23 protein-coding genes are annotated in these 17,113 nt (G+C 54.2%); 16 read left to right on the top strand and 7 right to left on the bottom strand.

The window, feature by feature from the left end; translation table 11 throughout:
* Window positions 1-60: 60 nt before the first annotated feature.
* Both HK20_RS10035 and uvrA read right to left on the bottom strand, forming a co-directional pair.
* The gene (locus HK20_RS10035) at window positions 61-879 is read right to left on the bottom strand and encodes a creatininase family protein (RefSeq protein WP_086646925.1); all 819 of its coding nucleotides are present in this window, start codon (window positions 877-879) and stop codon (window positions 61-63) included.
* On the bottom strand, window positions 879-3,743 hold the full coding sequence (gene uvrA / locus HK20_RS10040) for an excinuclease ABC subunit UvrA (RefSeq protein ID WP_086646926.1): 2,865 nt from the start codon (window positions 3,741-3,743) through the stop codon (window positions 879-881). The genes HK20_RS10035 and uvrA overlap by 1 nt, the downstream gene beginning before the upstream one ends.
* A 237-nt stretch (window positions 3,744-3,980) precedes the next feature.
* Between uvrA and HK20_RS10045 the strand changes: the two genes are divergently transcribed.
* The 4 genes from HK20_RS10045 (at window position 3,981) to HK20_RS10060 (ending at window position 6,291) form a co-directional block, all read left to right on the top strand.
* Complete coding sequence (locus tag HK20_RS10045; RefSeq protein WP_086646927.1) at window positions 3,981-4,937, top strand: tetratricopeptide repeat protein; 957 nt, start codon at window positions 3,981-3,983, stop codon at window positions 4,935-4,937.
* A gap of 74 nt (window positions 4,938-5,011) precedes the next feature.
* Complete coding sequence (locus HK20_RS10050; RefSeq protein ID WP_086646953.1) at window positions 5,012-5,653, top strand: LON peptidase substrate-binding domain-containing protein; 642 nt, start codon at window positions 5,012-5,014, stop codon at window positions 5,651-5,653.
* 22 nt (window positions 5,654-5,675) lie between these two features.
* Window positions 5,676-5,861 (top strand): Trm112 family protein, encoded by a 186-nt coding sequence (locus HK20_RS10055; RefSeq protein ID WP_059024588.1) that lies wholly within the window; start codon window positions 5,676-5,678, stop codon window positions 5,859-5,861.
* A gap of 34 nt (window positions 5,862-5,895) precedes the next feature.
* Entirely contained in the window at window positions 5,896-6,291 is a 396-nt protein-coding gene (locus tag HK20_RS10060; RefSeq protein WP_086646928.1) for a hypothetical protein, read from the top strand.
* Window positions 6,292-6,300: 9 nt separating this feature from the next.
* On the opposite strand, the gene HK20_RS10065 is transcribed toward HK20_RS10060, so the two are convergent.
* Entirely contained in the window at window positions 6,301-7,533 is a 1,233-nt protein-coding gene (locus tag HK20_RS10065; RefSeq protein WP_086646929.1) for a multidrug effflux MFS transporter, read from the bottom strand.
* A 144-nt stretch (window positions 7,534-7,677) separates the two neighbouring features.
* On the bottom strand, window positions 7,678-8,214 hold the full coding sequence (locus tag HK20_RS10070; protein ID WP_233129171.1) for a Spy/CpxP family protein refolding chaperone: 537 nt from the start codon (window positions 8,212-8,214) through the stop codon (window positions 7,678-7,680).
* A gap of 338 nt (window positions 8,215-8,552) precedes the next feature.
* Between HK20_RS10070 and HK20_RS10075 the strand changes: the two genes are divergently transcribed.
* Window positions 8,553-9,755 (top strand): site-specific integrase, encoded by a 1,203-nt coding sequence (locus tag HK20_RS10075; RefSeq protein WP_086646931.1) that lies wholly within the window; start codon window positions 8,553-8,555, stop codon window positions 9,753-9,755.
* Here the strand turns inward: HK20_RS10075 and HK20_RS10080 are convergent.
* Window positions 9,740-10,072 (bottom strand): type II toxin-antitoxin system HicB family antitoxin, encoded by a 333-nt coding sequence (locus HK20_RS10080; RefSeq protein ID WP_086640008.1) that lies wholly within the window; start codon window positions 10,070-10,072, stop codon window positions 9,740-9,742. The genes HK20_RS10075 and HK20_RS10080 overlap by 16 nt on opposite strands.
* Window positions 10,069-10,323: a type II toxin-antitoxin system HicA family toxin gene (locus tag HK20_RS10085; protein ID WP_086640009.1), complete on the bottom strand. Its 255-nt coding sequence runs from the start codon at window positions 10,321-10,323 to the stop codon at window positions 10,069-10,071. Before HK20_RS10085 ends, HK20_RS10080 begins: the two co-directional genes overlap by 4 nt.
* Before the next feature lie 283 nt (window positions 10,324-10,606).
* On the opposite strand from HK20_RS10085, the gene HK20_RS10090 reads away from it, so the two are divergent.
* From HK20_RS10090 to HK20_RS10100, 3 genes are all read left to right on the top strand, one after another.
* Entirely contained in the window at window positions 10,607-11,032 is a 426-nt protein-coding gene (locus tag HK20_RS10090; RefSeq protein WP_086646932.1) for a RusA family crossover junction endodeoxyribonuclease, read from the top strand.
* Between the two features lie 515 nt (window positions 11,033-11,547).
* Entirely contained in the window at window positions 11,548-12,252 is a 705-nt protein-coding gene (locus tag HK20_RS10095) for a DUF3800 domain-containing protein (protein WP_086646933.1), read from the top strand.
* Window positions 12,246-12,707, top strand: a complete 462-nt coding sequence (locus HK20_RS10100) for a hypothetical protein (RefSeq protein ID WP_086646934.1) — start codon at window positions 12,246-12,248, stop codon at window positions 12,705-12,707. The genes HK20_RS10095 and HK20_RS10100 overlap by 7 nt, the downstream gene beginning before the upstream one ends.
* A 211-nt stretch (window positions 12,708-12,918) precedes the next feature.
* On the opposite strand, the gene HK20_RS10105 is transcribed toward HK20_RS10100, so the two are convergent.
* Entirely contained in the window at window positions 12,919-13,155 is a 237-nt protein-coding gene (locus HK20_RS10105; RefSeq protein ID WP_086646935.1) for a helix-turn-helix domain-containing protein, read from the bottom strand.
* Between the two features lie 324 nt (window positions 13,156-13,479).
* Here HK20_RS10105 and HK20_RS10110 point away from each other — a divergent pair, with 324 nt between their 5' ends.
* From HK20_RS10110 to HK20_RS10145, 8 genes are all read left to right on the top strand, one after another.
* Window positions 13,480-13,710, top strand: a complete 231-nt coding sequence (locus HK20_RS10110) for a hypothetical protein (RefSeq protein ID WP_086640013.1) — start codon at window positions 13,480-13,482, stop codon at window positions 13,708-13,710.
* Window positions 13,707-13,976: a hypothetical protein gene (locus tag HK20_RS10115; protein ID WP_086646936.1), complete on the top strand. Its 270-nt coding sequence runs from the start codon at window positions 13,707-13,709 to the stop codon at window positions 13,974-13,976. The genes HK20_RS10110 and HK20_RS10115 overlap by 4 nt, the downstream gene beginning before the upstream one ends.
* Window positions 13,973-14,242 carry a hypothetical protein gene (locus HK20_RS10120; RefSeq protein ID WP_086646937.1) on the top strand — a complete coding sequence of 90 codons (270 nt, stop codon included), beginning with the start codon at window positions 13,973-13,975 and terminating at the stop codon, window positions 14,240-14,242. The genes HK20_RS10115 and HK20_RS10120 overlap by 4 nt, the downstream gene beginning before the upstream one ends.
* On the top strand, window positions 14,239-14,499 hold the full coding sequence (locus HK20_RS10125; protein ID WP_086646938.1) for a hypothetical protein: 261 nt from the start codon (window positions 14,239-14,241) through the stop codon (window positions 14,497-14,499). The genes HK20_RS10120 and HK20_RS10125 overlap by 4 nt, the downstream gene beginning before the upstream one ends.
* A complete protein-coding gene (locus HK20_RS12985; protein WP_158093053.1) occupies window positions 14,496-14,651 on the top strand; it encodes a hypothetical protein in 156 nt (51 codons plus the stop codon). Before HK20_RS10125 ends, HK20_RS12985 begins: the two co-directional genes overlap by 4 nt.
* 65 nt (window positions 14,652-14,716) lie before the next feature.
* Window positions 14,717-15,202, top strand: coding sequence for a hypothetical protein (locus HK20_RS12855; protein WP_143296495.1), 486 nt, complete (start codon window positions 14,717-14,719; stop codon window positions 15,200-15,202).
* A 624-nt stretch (window positions 15,203-15,826) separates the two neighbouring features.
* Entirely contained in the window at window positions 15,827-16,552 is a 726-nt protein-coding gene (locus HK20_RS10140; RefSeq protein WP_086646941.1) for a hypothetical protein, read from the top strand.
* Window positions 16,549-17,100, top strand: a complete 552-nt coding sequence (locus HK20_RS10145; RefSeq protein WP_086646942.1) for a bifunctional DNA primase/polymerase — start codon at window positions 16,549-16,551, stop codon at window positions 17,098-17,100. The genes HK20_RS10140 and HK20_RS10145 overlap by 4 nt, the downstream gene beginning before the upstream one ends.
* The last annotated feature ends 13 nt before the right edge of the window (window positions 17,101-17,113 follow it).

Consider the following 17,113-nt stretch of genomic DNA (forward strand, 5'->3'; position numbering starts at 1 on the left):
GTCTATTCGGGGGTGGTTAAAATCTTTCATTTATTATTATAGAAAAATTATTTTATATATTTATTTGCTGCGCGCATCATCAATGGCTTTAACGGCCGCGTCCACCTGCATGGACAAGCCGGGCTGCCCCAGTGTGGACGTGGCCCGCCGTGGGTCTCCACCATAAATCCCCTGCGCCGCAGACGGGTTGGGTGCGTGCCGCAAGGCCTCCTCCCGGACCATGGATGGATCAACCGCGAGCATGAGCGATGTATCGCTTATATCCGCATGCTGGCCCACATCCAGCCTGTAGCCATTCTGCCGGAGCCATTCGCTATACTGGTGGGGGATCACATTGTAATAATCCCGCACATACAGCACCCGCGCACCCGTGGCCTGCCACCGCACATTCAGCTGTGCGGCCAGTTTTTCCATATTTTTCTGGTAGCCACCGTGATCACCGATCAGAACAACCAGCTTAAACCCCTGCACCCGAAAACTTTCGGCAATGGAAGCCAGCATTCTGTCAAACACATCGGGTGGTAATGTAATGGTACCGGGGAAGCGCATATGCGATGTACGCGGAGCCGTACCCCCTTCTGGCACATAAGCCACCACAGGAGCCACCAGTGTTCTGCCCGACTGGCGGGCTATTTTTTCAGCCTGAAACTGCACACGGCTGTTATGTTTGCCAACGGCTATGTACGGTCCACTCTGCTCCGTACCCCCCACAGGCACAATAATAGTTGTAAAACCACAGGATATATCCTGTGCAATTTCGGTCCATGTCAGTTTTTCAAACAGAACACTTCTGGCAAGGTTCAGGCACTGGGCTTGTGCTGGCAAGGGTGATACAGCCATCGCCCCTAAAAACAGACCGCATAACCATGATTTTTTCATTATGATTGCACCAGAAGAGGAGCAAGAAACTGACCCGTGTAGCTTTTTTTGCATGCAGCAATGGTTTCGGGCGTGCCTTCGGCAACAATAGTGCCACCACCATCGCCCCCTTCCGGCCCTACATCTATAAGCCAGTCTGCTGTCTTGATAACTTCCAGATTATGCTCGATCACAATAACCGTGTTCCCCTGATCGACCAGTGCATGCAAAACTTCCAGAAGTTTTCTAACGTCTTCTGTATGTAACCCGGTTGTGGGTTCATCCAGAATATAGACGGTTCTACCCGTAGCCCTGCGCGCCAGTTCCTTGGAAAGTTTGATGCGCTGTGCTTCCCCCCCCGATAGGGTCGTTGCCTGCTGGCCAAGTGCCACGTAGCCCAGACCAACCTTTTGCAAAATGGCCAGTCGGTCGCGGATCCGGTTCTGGGCAGAAAAGAGCGGGTAGGCTTCATCCACACTCATGGCCAGCACATCCGCTATGGTTTTACCCCTGAAACGGATATCCAGTGTTTCGCGGTTATAGCGCGCACCTTTACAGGCATCGCAGGTAACAAACACGTCGGGGAGGAAGTGCATTTCTATTTTAAGCACGCCATCACCCTGGCAGGCCTCGCACCGTCCTCCTTTGACATTAAAGGAAAAACGCCCCGCCTTGTACCCTCGGGCCTTGCTTTCTGGCAGTTCGGCAAACCAGTCCCGAATAGGGGTGAACAGGTCGGTATAGGTTGCGGGGTTGGAGCGGGGAGTGCGGCCAATGGGGGACTGGTCAATATCAATAATTTTGTCCAGCAGTTCCATGCCCTTGATTTTTTTATACGGCTCGGGCAAGGTGGCAGCCCCCATAAGCTGGCGTGAAAGCGCCTTGTAAAGCGTATCAATCACCAGGGTTGATTTACCGCTCCCCGAAACACCGGTTACACATGTAAACGTACCAAGCGGAAAATGCGCGGTGACATCTTTAAGGTTATGTCCTGTTGCCCCTTCCACCGTAAGCATCCGTTTTTTGTTCACAGGCCTGCGCTGTTGTGGCACCTCAATTCTTTTGCGACCAGACAGGTAAGCGCCTGTCAGGCTATCGGGATTTTTGGCAACCTGCTCCGGCGTACCTTGCGCAACAACCTGACCGCCATTAACCCCGGCTGCGGGCCCCATATCTACCAGCCAGTCAGCACTTCTTATGGCGTCCTCATCATGTTCGACAACAATAAGTGTATTCCCAAGGTTTTTTAACCGGTCGAGAGTACCCAGCAGGCGTGCGTTATCGCGCTGATGCAGCCCGATGGACGGCTCATCCAGCACATAAAGCACCCCCGTAAGCCCCGACCCAATCTGGCTTGCCAGACGGATACGCTGGCTCTCCCCCCCAGAAAGGGTGGCTGACCCGCGTGAGAGGGTCAGGTAATCCAGCCCCACATCATCAAGGAATTTCAGACGTTCCAGAATCTCACGCAGGATACGCCGGGCAATTTCTGCCCGCTGAGGGGTAAGGGTTGGCAAAACAGTGTCAAACCAGCCCAGCGCATGCCCAATGGAAAGGTCGCAGGCCTGCGCAATGGTTTTGTCCGCCACGCGAACAGACAGGGCCTCCGGCCGCAGGCGTGCACCATGGCAGACATGGCAGGCTTTTTCTGACTGATAACGGGAAAGTTCTTCCTTGACCCACGCACTCTCCGTATTGGCCAGTCTTTTTTGCAGGCTTGTCAGAACCCCTTCAAACGGCCGTTCGACAACATAGCTTTTTTTTCCATCCTGATAGGTAAAGCTTATATCGTCTTCCACACCGTACAGAATACCGTTCTGGGCCTGCTCGGGCAGGTCGCGCCATGGGGTATCCATGCTGACGCCAAAATACTGTGCCAGACTTTGCAGCGTCTGCTCCAGAAGAGGAGATTTTGCATCTTTCCACGGTGCAATAGCACCTTTTTTAAGGGAGAGTGCAATATCGGGCACAACCAGAACCGGGTTGAAGTATGTTTCCACCCCCAGACCATCACAGGCCGGGCAGGCACCCTGCGGCGCATTGAAGGAGAACAGGCGCGGTTCTATCTCTTCCAGAGTAAACCCGCTAATAGGGCAGGAAAAATGCGATGAAAAAACCAGTTTTTCCGGTTCGCGCTCTTCATCCTTGAGCACTTCCTCGGCATAGACAATGCCATCACTCAGGGTCAGCGCGGTTTCCAGACTATCCGCCAGACGGGTTTGCACGCCGGGTTTTACCACCACGCGGTCCACAACCACTTCCACCGTGTGGCGGAGTTTGCGGTTCATGCTCGGGGCTTCTGCAATTTCGTACAGCGTGCCATCCACCCGCACACGGGTAAAACCCTTGCGCTGGAGTTCAGCCAGTTCCTTACGGTATTCGCCCTTGCGGTCCCGAATAACGGGGGACAGCAGCATAAGCCGCGTGCCCTCAGGCATGGCCAGAATACGGTCCACCATCTGGGTTACGGTCTGTGCCTCAATAGGCAGGCCGGTAACAGGGGAATACGGCACACCTGCCCGCGCCCAGAGCAAACGCATATAGTCATATATTTCCGTGACCGTCCCCACGGTAGAGCGCGGATTTTTGGATGTTGTTTTCTGCTCGATGGAAATCGCGGGGGACAGGCCCTCTATGGAGTCCACATCGGGTTTGCCCATAAGCTCCAGAAACTGGCGCGCATAGGCGGACAGGCTCTCCACGTACCGGCGCTGGCCCTCCGCGTAAATGGTATCGAACGCCAAAGAAGATTTGCCCGACCCCGAAAGCCCGGTCACGACGGTCAGCCGGTCACGGGGGATATCAATATCAACATTCTTCAGGTTATGGACACGCGCCCCACGCACCCGAATGCTGTGCTGACCTCGAAGACCTGATTTTGTCATGAAGAGCTCTTTACCGTCGTTCCTGTTTTGTCCTCTATTATGGCGCTTTAATCCGTCCCTATGCAATCCATGAAACACACCAGAGGGAGCCGCCATGCAAAATGCCCTGACCGGCCATTCTGACCATTGCGCTTGCGGACATGATTGACCATTTACAGACACAAGTGATGTACTGTGGCCAAAAGCATGACAGGTACCATTTTGCCTGCGTGACAGAAATTTGAGGAACAAAACCAGATGGAGCATCTGATCGGTCAGCCAGCCCCGAGCTCGGATAACAGTTTAGGTGGCTCGGGTGCTGCTGCTGTAATTACCGACGGTACACAGGCTAGCTTTATGCACGACGTTATGGACGCCAGCCGGAACGTGCCCGTTCTGGTGGACTTCTGGGCGGAATGGTGTGGCCCGTGCAAGCAGTTGACCCCCATTTTGGAAAAAGTTGTTACCGCTGCCAAAGGCAAGGTCCGGCTGGTTAAAATTGATATTGAAGCCAACCGCGCCCTTGCTGGCCAGCTTGCACAGGCTGGCTTGCCGCTCCAGTCCATCCCGCTTGTGGCAGCGTTCTGGAAAGGGCAGATTCTGGACGTGTTCCAGGGTGCCCTGCCTGAAAGCGAAGTAAAAAAGTTTGTAGAAAACCTGCTCAAAGCCAGCGGGGGCGGCACTCTGCCCGCAACCGAGCAGCTGCACGAAGCCGATGTGGCCATGGAAACAGGCCAGCATGCCGAAGCAGCAGCCATGTATTCCGCTGTTATTGGCGAAGAGCCTGAAAACGCCAAAGCCTGGGGCGGGCTGATCCGCGCCATGCTGGCCCTTGATGATGAAGAGGCCGCAGCCGCAGCTCTGGCCGATGTGCCTGCAAAAATTACGGATGCACCGGAAGTTGCCGGGGCCCGTGCGGCCCTTGAGCTGAAAAAGGAAGGCCGTCAGGCAGCCGAAGCCATGGAAGGTATTCGGGCACGGCTGGACGCCAACCCCGAAGACTACGAAGCCCGCTGTGAACTGGCCACGGCCCTGAACGCCGCAGGCAAGCGGGAGGATGCCGCAAACGAACTGCTCCACATCATCAGGGCCGACCGGGGCTGGAAGGATGGCGCAGCCCGCCAGCAGCTCCTGCGCTTTTTTGAAGCATGGGGGAACGATGACCCAGCCACGGTTCTGTCCCGCCGCCGCCTGTCCTCCCTCCTGTTCTCCTGATCAGCACCTTGCCCCGCACAACACCCCTGTTTGTAGATGATGATGTTCCCCGCCGTATTCCACGGCTGGGGGACATGACACTGGCGGATATTCCGCCAGAAGTGGGGCTTTTCCCGCTTAGTGGCGTGCTGCTCCTGCCCCGGGGCAAGCTGCCGCTCAATGTGTTTGAACCCCGCTACATTGCACTGGTGGAAGATGCTCTGGCATCACACAGGCTGATCGGCCTTATCCAGCCCCGCTGGCAGGAAGATGAGGACGAAGGGAACGAAGCACCGCCCCTTTATACCACCGGCTGCCTTGGTCGCCTGACATCCATGACCGAACGGGCCGATGGCACCTACGCCATGACCCTGACCGGCCTGCTCCGCTTCCGCCTGCTGCGTGAAACTGGGCTGCGCCGTGGGTACCGGGTTGCGCGTATTGACGTATCCTCCTTTGCAGGAGACCTGAACGAAATTCCGTCCGAACCGTTTGACCGGCCCCAGCTTTTGAGCTCGCTGAAGAGTTATTTTCAAAAAAAAGGGCTGAATGCCCGCTGGTCCCTGATAGAACAGATGGACGACAGCCTGCTTCTGGTGACTTTACCCATGATCTGTCCTTTCCCTCCGGCGGAAAAACAGGCATTGCTGGATGCAGAAAATCTGACAGACCGTGTGCGGGTCCTGCAAACGCTGCTAGACCTGTCCGGTCCGGAACAGGAAGGCCCTCCTTCCTGACAATATATGTGGGAACCGTTTTATGTCCGATACAGCACCGCTTGATCCACGCCTTCTGTCCATTCTGGTCTGCCCCGTGACCAAAGGCCCACTGGTTTTTAACGCGCAGACCAATGAACTGATCAGCGAAAAAGCCGGACTAGCCTTTCCTATCCTTGATGGCATTCCCGTTATGCTGCCCGATGAAGCCCGCCGTATTGAAGGCTGACTGACGTTTTTTTCCCTCTGCCTCGGATTTGCCCATGCTTCTGGGAAAAAAAAACAGTGCTTGTTTTAGAAGGCTGCTCCTGCTCGCTCCATTGCTGGCAGGCTGCCACCATCTGATCGAGGGGGATGATATTGATCTCCCCCCCGAACGCCCCGGCCGTTTTTTACCCGAGGCCGCACCGGCAGAGGCACGGGCCGCACAAAGAGATGTCGAACGGCAGGAAAAGCTGGATGCAGCCCAGCGAGCCGCAGGCATAAAAAAACCGGATACGCCCCCCAAACCCGAAGACCACTACGAAGTTCTGCCCCCCATGTATGATGGAGGTGGTTCTGCTGGCCCAATGCTCACGGAAGATGGCCATACCATTACGCCTCAGGCGCAGGCTGTTTACGGCAGGCCGGACAACGGGCAGGTGCAAAAATCCAAATAACGCGGGGCGTTAATGCTCTGCATCATACAGGTGGGATGTTCTGCGCCGCAGAATATCCCCTATGGCCATACCCATAACGCCGGTCATCATGCCTATGGCGGTTGGTATGGCGCCCCCTCCGGGCAGCAGGCCAACCAGCACGCTGCTCAGCGAGCCAAAGCTGTACTGCATGGTCCCCAGCAGGGCAGACGCACTCCCCGCATGATGCCCATGGCGGGAAAAGGACATGACCGTGCCATTGGGGCCAATAAACCCCAAAGCTCCGGTTAGTCCTACAATAAAGACACAGGTCAGCCATGGGTGACCAACCCCGACCACACCCGCCAAGGCCAGAGCCACAAAGGCGCACCCCAGCACAAAGGCCCACAGAATAGCCCCATCCAATAAGGCAGGCATGGATACACGATGTATCAAACGCCCGTTGATCTGGGTGCCCAGAATAAAAGCTGCCGCATTGGCACCAAAGAAAAGCCCGAACGCCCCGGGCGAAAAATGCAACCTCTGCTCAAACAGAACAGGGGCACTCCCCAGATAGGCGAACATGACAAAAGTGGAAAATGTTGTGATCAGGGCATTGGAAAAAAAGACAGGCTCACGCAAAATACCCTGATAGCGCCATAAAATTTCCACTGGGCGGAAACGGATACGCCTCTCGACCGCCAGCGTATCGGGCAGCATAAGCAGCACACCCATAATGGCCGCAACCGCGTAGAGTGTTCCAATCCAGAACATCCAACGCCAGTCACCAATTTTTAAAACAAGGCTCCCCAGCCCCGGAGCAAGAACGGGCATGACACCAAAAACCAGTGTCAGTTGCGCCATAATATGTGCGCCTTTTTTGCCTGTTGCCACATCCCGCACAATTGCACGCGGAATAACCGCGCAGGCAGACCCACCAAACGCACCAATAAAACGCAACACGCAGAACAGGTGGTAATTACTGACCAGCGCGCACCCGGCGGAAGCAAGTGCATACACCCCCAGCCCCACAACCAGTGGCCCCTTGCGCCCGAACCGATCAGACAGAGGGCCCTGGGAGAACTGGCCCAGCGCCAGCCCCAAAAACCACGCCCCCAGCGTAAACTGTGCAGACCCGGCCCCACCTCCCAGATCGTGCTCAACCGATGGAAAAGCGGGCAGATACATATCTGTCGCTAATGGCCCAATGGCCGTGACCAGCCCCAGAAGAAAAATAAGCCTGAATGGAAAAGAGGATAACGGGGCCGTGGGAGAAGATGTCATCTCGTGAATTACCGGAGAAAGAATGGGTCTTTTTTTCTCCCGTCACTCCGCTTTTGTCCACCACCTAAAACCGGGCATCTCCTGCTCGGGCAGCGTATCTTACCAAAAAGGCTGCCGGACGAACCGGCAGCCCCTGAATCTGGCTTACTCTGCCTTGCCACTCTGGGCAGGCTTGGGAGGCGGCGGCGGCATTTTGCCACCACATTCGGGGTGATGACCGGGCGGATGGTCAGGCTGCTCGGCAATCTGCTTGAGCTGCTGGCTGGTCAGAATATCATGAATCTGGGCTTCAACCTGGAGCTTATGCAGGGCATGCTGCGTATGCAACGCGCTGATCTGCTGTTCCAGATCCTGCAATTTGGCCTGATCAACCGGGCCTGGTGTTGTCAGCACGGTGCGGATCCGTTCTTGCAGGGCATGCGCCTGCTCCATACCTGCCTTGGGGTCTTCCGGCCGGTTGGCATCGAGCACAGCCTTGATCTTCTTTTTCTGCTCGGCGGTCAGTTTGATCCCGTCCAGCCTAAGAATGTGCCCACCCGGCCCGTGGTGCATACCACCACATTCCGGCGGAGGGGGAGGAGCCCCGACTGGAGGAGCGGCTTCTTCCGCCCGCACCGCAGACCCGGAAAAAGCTGCAAGGCCCATAACCAGTGTTGTTGCCAGCAATGCTCTTTTCATCATTCAGCCTTCGTCTTCATGAATACCAAGCTACAAGGCGATACACCCTGCCTGTGCGGAACAGTGGCACCCGGATATGTCTGAAAAAAGGCATTGCACCCAAAACGCATACAAAGCAGCAGAACCGCTTGAACGCGGCTGCCGGAGGACTATGCTATTTTGAGGATTTTAAAGAACTGGTGGATCCAAGCTCCACCGATCTAGCGTCTCTCTCTGCTTCTCTATGGTGCTAAAATACTGTATAATATCAGTATATTACACAATGAAGTGTCTCCCTCTGTATCTGTGCGACTCTGTGAAGCGCAGTCTTTAAGAGGGGTACCAAGAGGGGTTTTGTAGTTATGAGTCGGGTTTCACCGCATCAGCTTACAGCCCGGCAAGTCAGCACTCTCAAAAACGGATCCCTCTGCGATGGCGGTGGCCTCTGGCTGGTTGCTCAGGGTGAAGCCAAATCCTGGTATTTCCGCTTCACCAGCCCCATCATGGGCAAGCGCAGAGAAATGGGACTGGGTTCTGTGGCCAGCATCACTCTGGCTGATGCCCGGCGCCGGGCGGCTGAAGCACGGCACCAGTTGGCCGAGGGCTTGGACCCTGTGGATGAACGCCGCAGGAACAGGTCTCTCCAACGCAAAGAGGCCCCTCCCACATTTGCAGACATTGCCGTGCGTTACATTCAAGAGATGGCACCGGGCTGGCGTGACCCTCGCTCTGCCTCCGTGTGGACCAGTTCCCTTGAGCGTCTGGCCTACCCCCAGCTTGGAACAAAGCAGGTGGCTGACATTGGCACGGATGATGTTCTGAGTGTACTGCGCCCCATATGGGAGAACAAGACAGAAACAGCCGATAGGCTACGTGGGCGGATAGAACGGATCCTCGATTACGCCACCACCCACGACTGGCGCAAGGGAGAGAACCCGGCCCGGTGGCGCGGTCATCTGGCCAATATTCTGCCCAAACCGTCCTCCGTCGCAAAGGTGCGACACCACCCAGCCATACCCAGAAAAGACATTGCCCACGTTATGGCAAAGCTGGCCGCCGCCGATAGCATGGCAGCAAAAGCCGTCCGCTTCACCTGCATGACTGCTGGCCGCTCTGGTGAGATCAGAAACGCCGTCTGGTCGGAAATTGATCTGGCTGCCAAGATATGGACCGTCCCAGCCTCTCGCATGAAGACGGGCAAGGAACACCGCGTCCCTCTATCCGAGGGTGCAATGGCTGTTTTGCAAGAAGTGTTACCCTTGCGGGATAGACGCGCAGGGGATCTGGTCTTCCCTAGCGGGCGGATCGGCAGACCGCTCTCCGATGTAGCCCTCTCCAAAGCACTGCACGTGGCGGCCGGCACAAAAGAAGTGACCGTGCACGGCCTACGCTCCACCTTCCGCGACTGGGCCGCCGAGGAGACCGATTACCCGCGGGAAGTAGCCGAAATGGCTCTGGCTCATGCCATCAGTGACAAAGTGGAAGCCGCTTATCGGCGAGGTGACCTGTTTGATAAACGGCGGGAGATGATGACTGAATGGTGCGCGGTTCAGCAATCCACCTGAGATAACGCATCCTGCACCAGCCGGTTAAGGCTTACTCCACGAGCGGCGGCAATTTCAGCGGCGCGCGCATGGACATTCTCAGGCAGGCGCACCACGAACCGGCCCGAGTAGTGCTTGACCGGATCAATCCCCTTCTCCGCGCACATCTCAAGGAACACGCGCAAGGATGCCTCGCCTTCCTGCTGGAGGCCTCCTACACTGTCAGCATAGAAGTCTGCCCCACCGTTGAGGCCCAGAAACTCACCACGGAACATACCGATTTCCGGGTCAAACTGAATGACAGCCCGATGGCCGCCAATTTCCATCACATTATTCATGGTGTCACCCCATTTGCTTCGAGCCATTTTCGTATGGATGCAACGGCCCCTTTGTCTGTATCCGGCTTGGGATGAGGCCGATGGAATACGCGCACCTCACCGAACAGGAACACACCAACGCGGGAACCTTCGCGCTCTGAAACCTCACCACCGAGGGACACGAAGAGTGCTTCAATATCCGCCCACGGCACGTTGCCGGATACGGGACGCTTGAAGATCAGTTCCAACGTACGGCGATGCTTGGCTTTCATGACATGAATGATACTGATTTATGGTATCATGTGCAAGATGGAAGTGGAATGATTGGCCGAACCGACATGCCTTGCATAGTTAGATACGCGCGTTGCTCAATTTAGAGCAGAACGTTGCATTGTTAGGAGGTAACGGGGTTACGGGTCCGCGTTTGGTTTTCAGTTTGGATTACCTTGCATGCCTTGCAGTTCCAATTTGGGTCGCCTGCTCCAGCCTCTGCACCGCAGTTCCGGCGACCACTTTCTATTATACTGACCACCGCCCCTGTACTATGATTTCGGCATGGAACCCACGGCATCCGAACAGCCTATTTACCGTATCATCATCCCTGGTCTTCTAAGAGCCAAGGGCCGGCCCCGCTTTGGGAATGGACGCACCTTTACCGATGCCAAGACGGTGCAGGCGGAAAAATATATCCAGCGCCACGCCATAGAGCAGATTGGCAAGCCATGCCTAAGCGGGCCGCTTCATGTCTCCCTAACGATCAACATTGCACCACCTCCGTCATGGAGCCGGAAGAAAACCGCCGATGCACTGGCAGGGCGCATACTCCCAACCAGTCGGCCAGACATAGACAATCAGATGAAGACCGCAGCTGATGCCTTAAATGGTATCGCGTGGAAAGATGATGCCCAGATTGTGGATGCCAACCTGTCGCGCCGCTACGGGCCGGAGAGCGTGACCGTAATTGTGGTGCGGCCGCTATGATCGGCAAACATGGCCGGGAGGTGCCGAACGTCTGAGCCTGCCTCATGAAGGTGCAGGTGCCTTCGTTGCGGAGGTGGTCAGGAACTCCGCTCACCCCGCAAAAGACGCATCTCCCGCCAGCCAAGCCCCGCCCAGATTGAGCGGTTTGAAGCTCTCCGCGCGCGGGTGATGGGGATACCGGAGAGCCGGTAAGGGCCTCGGGGAATATCCCGATGCCACCCAGAAGCTGAATTGACCTTGCAGACATTCCCCAAATCAGGGAAATGTCCGTCTAACACGCGGCTGCTTCCTACTTTTCTTGGGCTTCGGCGACGAATAATGCGAGTTTGTTTCTCAACCTCTTCCAAGGCAGCACTCACATCAATGTCGGGATCATCATGCGGTCCGTAGCCGTTCATGAGCAAAGTTATCAACGATAATCGAAAAATATTTCGCTTATACGCCAAAAATAAAAAGATGATGGATGACTAGAAGTGATGGTGCTAGACCCACATTCTAGGAGAGGCACCGCGACAATGAAATTTGAGGTTTATTGCGACGAGACCCACCCCGACTTGTTCATGTCGGGTAATCCTCGTGCGCGTTATTTAACCATTGGAAGTCTATGGCTTCCAGCAGATTTGCGTGCAGACGCCAAAGAAAAAATCTACCGCTTACGCGAACTTCATAGCGTTTGGGGTGAAGTGAAATGGACCAAGATCTCGCCCTCCAAAGTCGATTTCTACTTTGAACTCATCAACCTGTTCATGAGCTATGGTATGGACATGCGCTTTCGATGTATTGCGGTTGACCGCACTCAGGTCAATCTTGCGTTACATGATGGTGATGGAGAACTCGGCTTCTACAAATTTTATTATCAGCTCCTGCACCATTGGATTCTCGATTTTAACGAATATCGCATCTTCTGTGACCTAAAAAGCAATCGCGACCGAACTCGGCTTGGATTACTGAAGCGCTGCCTCTGCTACGCCAATAAATCATCGAAAATTGCCGATATTCAGTCCTTACCATCGTCTGAAGTCGCTCTTTTACAGCTTAGCGACGTGTTACTCGGTGCGGCGAGTAGCCGACTAAACAATACACTGAAGCAGGGCTCCGCTAAGGAAAGTCTTGTCAAACTTTTAGAGACTCGCCTCGACTTGCGTAGGCCACTGGAAGCTACCGGCGCCGCCGAAAAGAAATTCAACATCTTCAAGATTCGTTTGGAGGGAGGATGGTAACGCCTTCACTCCTAAAATTAGCAACCGAAGCAGCCTATCGCGAGCATTTTGAAAAGAAATATTGTCGGGGAGGGATATGCACTCATGATGGTATTCGGGTCTACTTCAAAAAGGAAGATTTCGATCACGCCTTCTTCGAGAGCCCGCTCCGGAATGGCGTGAAAAGCACGACGTTGTCACATATCCGCGCCGAGCGGATGGATTGGATAGCTGCTACACTTGCCAATCCCGCAGCTGATTTATTCCAAGGATGGAATAAAAAAGAAGGCTGCTACGATGCATCACGCTGTGTCTGCATTGTTTTTGGTAACTTCGTCGTCGTGATCCGACTAAGCAAAAATACCCAAGGCACGCTCAAGGCCAATTTTGTGACATGCTATGAAGCAGACAATAGCATAACAAAAATTCGCCAGTCCCCTTTATGGAACAAAAACGACTGTTTAAACGCGCTGTAAGCATTGAGTGGGCGCTGATTTGCTACGCTGGCTCAGCGCCCGAAGCCTCGATAGATTCATCAGCCGATAGGCAGTGAACTCGCTGTACTGATATGCATTCCTCTAACTGAAAGTCAATATCCTTAATTGAAATGGGGGAATATTTTTTTGATTAAAACTAAAATAAAATCGATTTATCTTATTGAAATAAAAAAACATTCTGTCGAGATTTCTATTTAATTTTCCTCAGCCTTACCCCAGCCCCGCTACCATTCTCAGCAATGAACTCGACGCCTGCGGCTTCCAGAGCGGAGCGGATGGCGGAAAGTGTTCGCGGATAAGGGGCTCTGGCCTCTCTCTCAAAATCAGCAATAGTTTTTTTCGCTACCTTTGAGGCATCTTCTAACTGACTTTGAGACCAGTTTAATAGCGCGCGTGCTGCTCGGCATTGTGGGGGAGTAATTTCCACTTATAAAGTAACCTTACATCAATGATGTTGACTTATCTTCTGGAGTAAGGTGACATCATAGATGTGATGTGAGTTATCTGCAACACAAGACGGCTAGCTTAGTGATTACCAGTCACAAAGCTAGCCTAACCACAACCGAACTGGAGTTTCGGCCATGGCTAATTATTCCTATAGCACGCTCACGCATGCTCGAACGTTCTATATTACAAACTCAAGGCTCCCCGCTCTCATAGCTCCGGCTTTAATCGCCTTAGCCTTGTTAGGGCTGGCAACACCTGACCCAGTCATATCGGGCCGCGCCACCGTGGCGCGGGGGGTGGCAAAATGACCCCTCTGGAACGTGCAGCCTATGCTCTGAACTGGCAGGTTGATCACCAGCGCCGCGTTGCCGTGATCTGTGATGCCCTGACCGACTATCTCAGCAACAAGACCGGCGGCCCCGGTGGTGGGGACGCAGAAATGTGCGGAGGGGTCGCCCTGTTCCTGTCCGCTTATATCCGGCATGGCGCAGATGTGGCCGCAGAAGACGCCAAGCACGCGGAGGCAGGGGCATGACGGACCTTTCACCCCTGACTGCATTTGAACAGGAAAGCGTCAAGACTCTCAGAGTCCCTGACGTGGTTTTGAATGATGCCAGAAAGCTATCAGGGCTGGTTGTGGCCGTGGCCGAAAGTGGCGTAGGCGCTGGCCGCGAGATCACCGAGCCAGAAGCCCTGCTGTGGCTGGCTCACCGCCTGCAAGACAAACTGGACCTACTGGCCGCCCTATCTGGTGACGGGGACGCTCCCGGCTGGATGCAACCCGAGGAGGTGCAGCCATGACCCCAGATGAAGCGTGGACCGTCTTTGGTGTGTCTGACCCGATCAAACACGGGAAGGCATGGGCCGAGTCCGTGTGGGGCGTTGATGGCCTACCCATGTCCCTGGCTGTTCAGCTTGTGCCGCAGGAGGTGGACGCTCTGGGCAAAACCATGACAGCGCGGGGCGGCGCACCGCTGGTTGAGCATTACTGCAGCGCCTTCACCATTTCAGCCAAGGCCCGGCTGTTTGACCTTTATATGTCCCGACACCACGGAGGGTGCGCATGACCAGCCCCATACAGGCGGCAACCATTGCCGCCCTAAGCTCTGATCGCTGCTGCTGGAAAGAAGCGACCTTTAACGATGGTCTCCAGCATAGCCGAAGGTTTGTCCGCGCCTATCGCAAAGTGCAGAAGGCAAAGGCCACCACTCTCAAAGACCTGCAATGCAAGGCACGCCTGATCCTGCTGACCTCTGATGAACCGGACAGCATGGAAGCTAGTTTGGCGCGCGATGTGCTGACATATACGGGAGCGTACGCATGACCCACAAAACACCAGTGGCAACGCCTGATAAGCGCGATCTTATTCTGACCGCCAGTCATGAACTGAGTGCCATTTCCACCTGCCTTGCAGCCATAAGCGGAGATCTGATTATGAATCCCAAATCACCCAGACGACTGCCGGATGCAACATGACTGGCCCTTGAATGGCTCAGTGCAGAGATCGAGCGCCGGTGCGCCTTGATTGATGAGGAATTGTCATGAGCAAGAAGAACAATACCACTGTTATGGATTTAGACTGGCATCTCGCGCTTAAAACAGGGAATCCCGTCTTTGCATGGTGTGCCGTTTATAATCTCTTGCGCAAAGAAGCTGTCTATTCTCTGAATAATCGGCCTTCTATTAAATCTGATGTAACTATTCCATCCGATATTGCTGATTTTTTATTTTTGCAAGCATATGCAATTTCAGAACTTTCACAAGGACACGATCCAAGGGCATTAGAGAATAAAAAAATAAATCGCACATCCCCCAAAGACTCTTTGAGTAAAATGGCAACCGTTCTCGGTTTTTCACGCCGTGGCAGTAACAAGTTTTTAAATTTTCAATCCGATGTTCAGATAATACAAGAATTCCTTTTTTATGAAAAAATTAAAGTGAAAAATCAGAAAAAAGAAAACTTAATAGCAATTTTCAGAAAGCAGTTTGGAATAAATCTTTCTGAAGATGATATAAAAAACGTCTAAACCGAGGGAAAAAGCTTTTAAAAGACTGGAATGGTCTAAGTGATTTTTTACCCAAAAAAAACAAGGGACAAACGTAGGGTATATGTTTGTCCCTATTCTTCATATCAAAAACTCAAATAATTGAGGCATCTAGATTAATCATGAGATGAGAGGGAACCATGCTTCCGGAAATTAACGGCCGTCGCCTAGTTTCTAAAGGAACCATTTGTAAAGAAACAGGGCTAAGCCGCGCCACTATCGATAGAAGAATTGCTGATGGTACTTTAATCCGTGTGAAAATAGGTTCAGCAACACGAATAACTATTGAAAGTTACGAATGCTGGCTATCTTCACTAACATCTCAGATATCTCCCTAAAAAGAAACCGCCAGCCTGAGAACAGACTGACGGCCCTGAAAACCCCTCACCTAGGGATTTCTTAATACCACGGGCACTCGTCAGGTACAATTGTAATCTCAGGCAAGTAATGGAGAAAAACCGCATGAACACGCAAAAGCGTGAACGCTCTCGGTTTGCCTATATTCTGCCAGATCCAACAGTCACGTCAGGCGAATGCGTATTGCAAGGCATCACCTCTGATGGCGTTATTGATTGGGAGCATGTTTGCCACCTATGAGTTTTCCCTGTGAACAACGACAATGGCGTGGCTTATGCCCCCTGCGTTGTGTTTTTGGATAACTCATGGGCCATGATCGGGCCTATTGGCACGCTGGAGGCAGCGCGCCAGCTTTGCTTCCGATGGAGCGCCCTGCATGACCGGGGCGTATGCGACCAGACACGCCCGGCAGCTCCTACACCAGTTGTGCGCATTGGTCGTCTGGTGGACGTGCCGCCATCCGAGTTGCCCAATACCCTACCCGGAGACCCATGGACCTTTAACGAACACCAGAACCGCTTCCAGCTTGATCTGCTCCAGCTTGGCATTGGCATAGCCAATGAGGCCGAGGGGATTACGCTTGAGGATCGTATTGCTCAGGTTGATGCAAAATTGCAGGAGATCAGAAGCTTCTTTCGCGCAAGCGATGTTATCCAGCCTCATCTGGCCAAGGCCTATATTACCAAAGCGCGCGAGGCCGCAGTGTTCTGGGCAACCGAGGCACAGGCCATAGAGGATGCCGAAGTTGATACTCCAGAGGACACAGCCAGGAACTTTGTAGATGACATCCGCAAGGGCGGCATCACCTTTGCCGAGGCTTACGACCATCTGAACCAGTACATTGCCTTTGTGTATGGCAACATGACCAACGAGGACGGCTCCCCCTTCGCAGACCGGGCTGCTTACGCCAAACGGGCTTATGATGCTGGCTATGCGCGCCTTCAGTATTTCCTCAAGCAGGCGGCCCCCCAATGAGCGCGGCCCTTGAACAGCACCAAGGCATGGTGCCGGACAGCACGGTAGCTGCCTATGCCCAGAAGCTGGCCCGCCATGGGGTGAAGGTCTTCCCCTGTGATGAGCAAAAACGCCCAACCTGCAAATGGGGCGAGGTGGCCAGCAATTGCCCAGAGGCCATTCCCCTGCTGTGGCGCACCTATCCGGGCAAATTGATTGGCGTTGTCACCGGCGCCATATCCGGGTTTGACGCGCTGGATCTGGACTGGGGCAAAGGGGGCGATGACTTCTATCAGGAGCATTGCACCCGGCTGACAGGCACCCGCACGCACCGCACCCGCTCTGGCGGGCTCCACCTGCTCTTCAAACATCGGGAGGGCATGCGGAACAGCGCAAGCCGGATTGCCCGTGGTGTGGATGTGCGAGCCGATGGCGGATACATCATCTGGTGGCCAGCCGCAGGGCTGGAGATTGTTGACCGCAGCCCCATTCAGCAATGGCTTGTGGAACTGGCACAGCCGCCTATTCTGAACTGCCCCGGTTTTACCGGAGAGGGTTTTGTTCAGTAATCAGGCAGCGATA

Source organism: Acetobacter sp. DsW_54, assembly GCF_002153575.1.
Lineage (GTDB): Bacteria > Pseudomonadota > Alphaproteobacteria > Acetobacterales > Acetobacteraceae > Acetobacter > Acetobacter fabarum.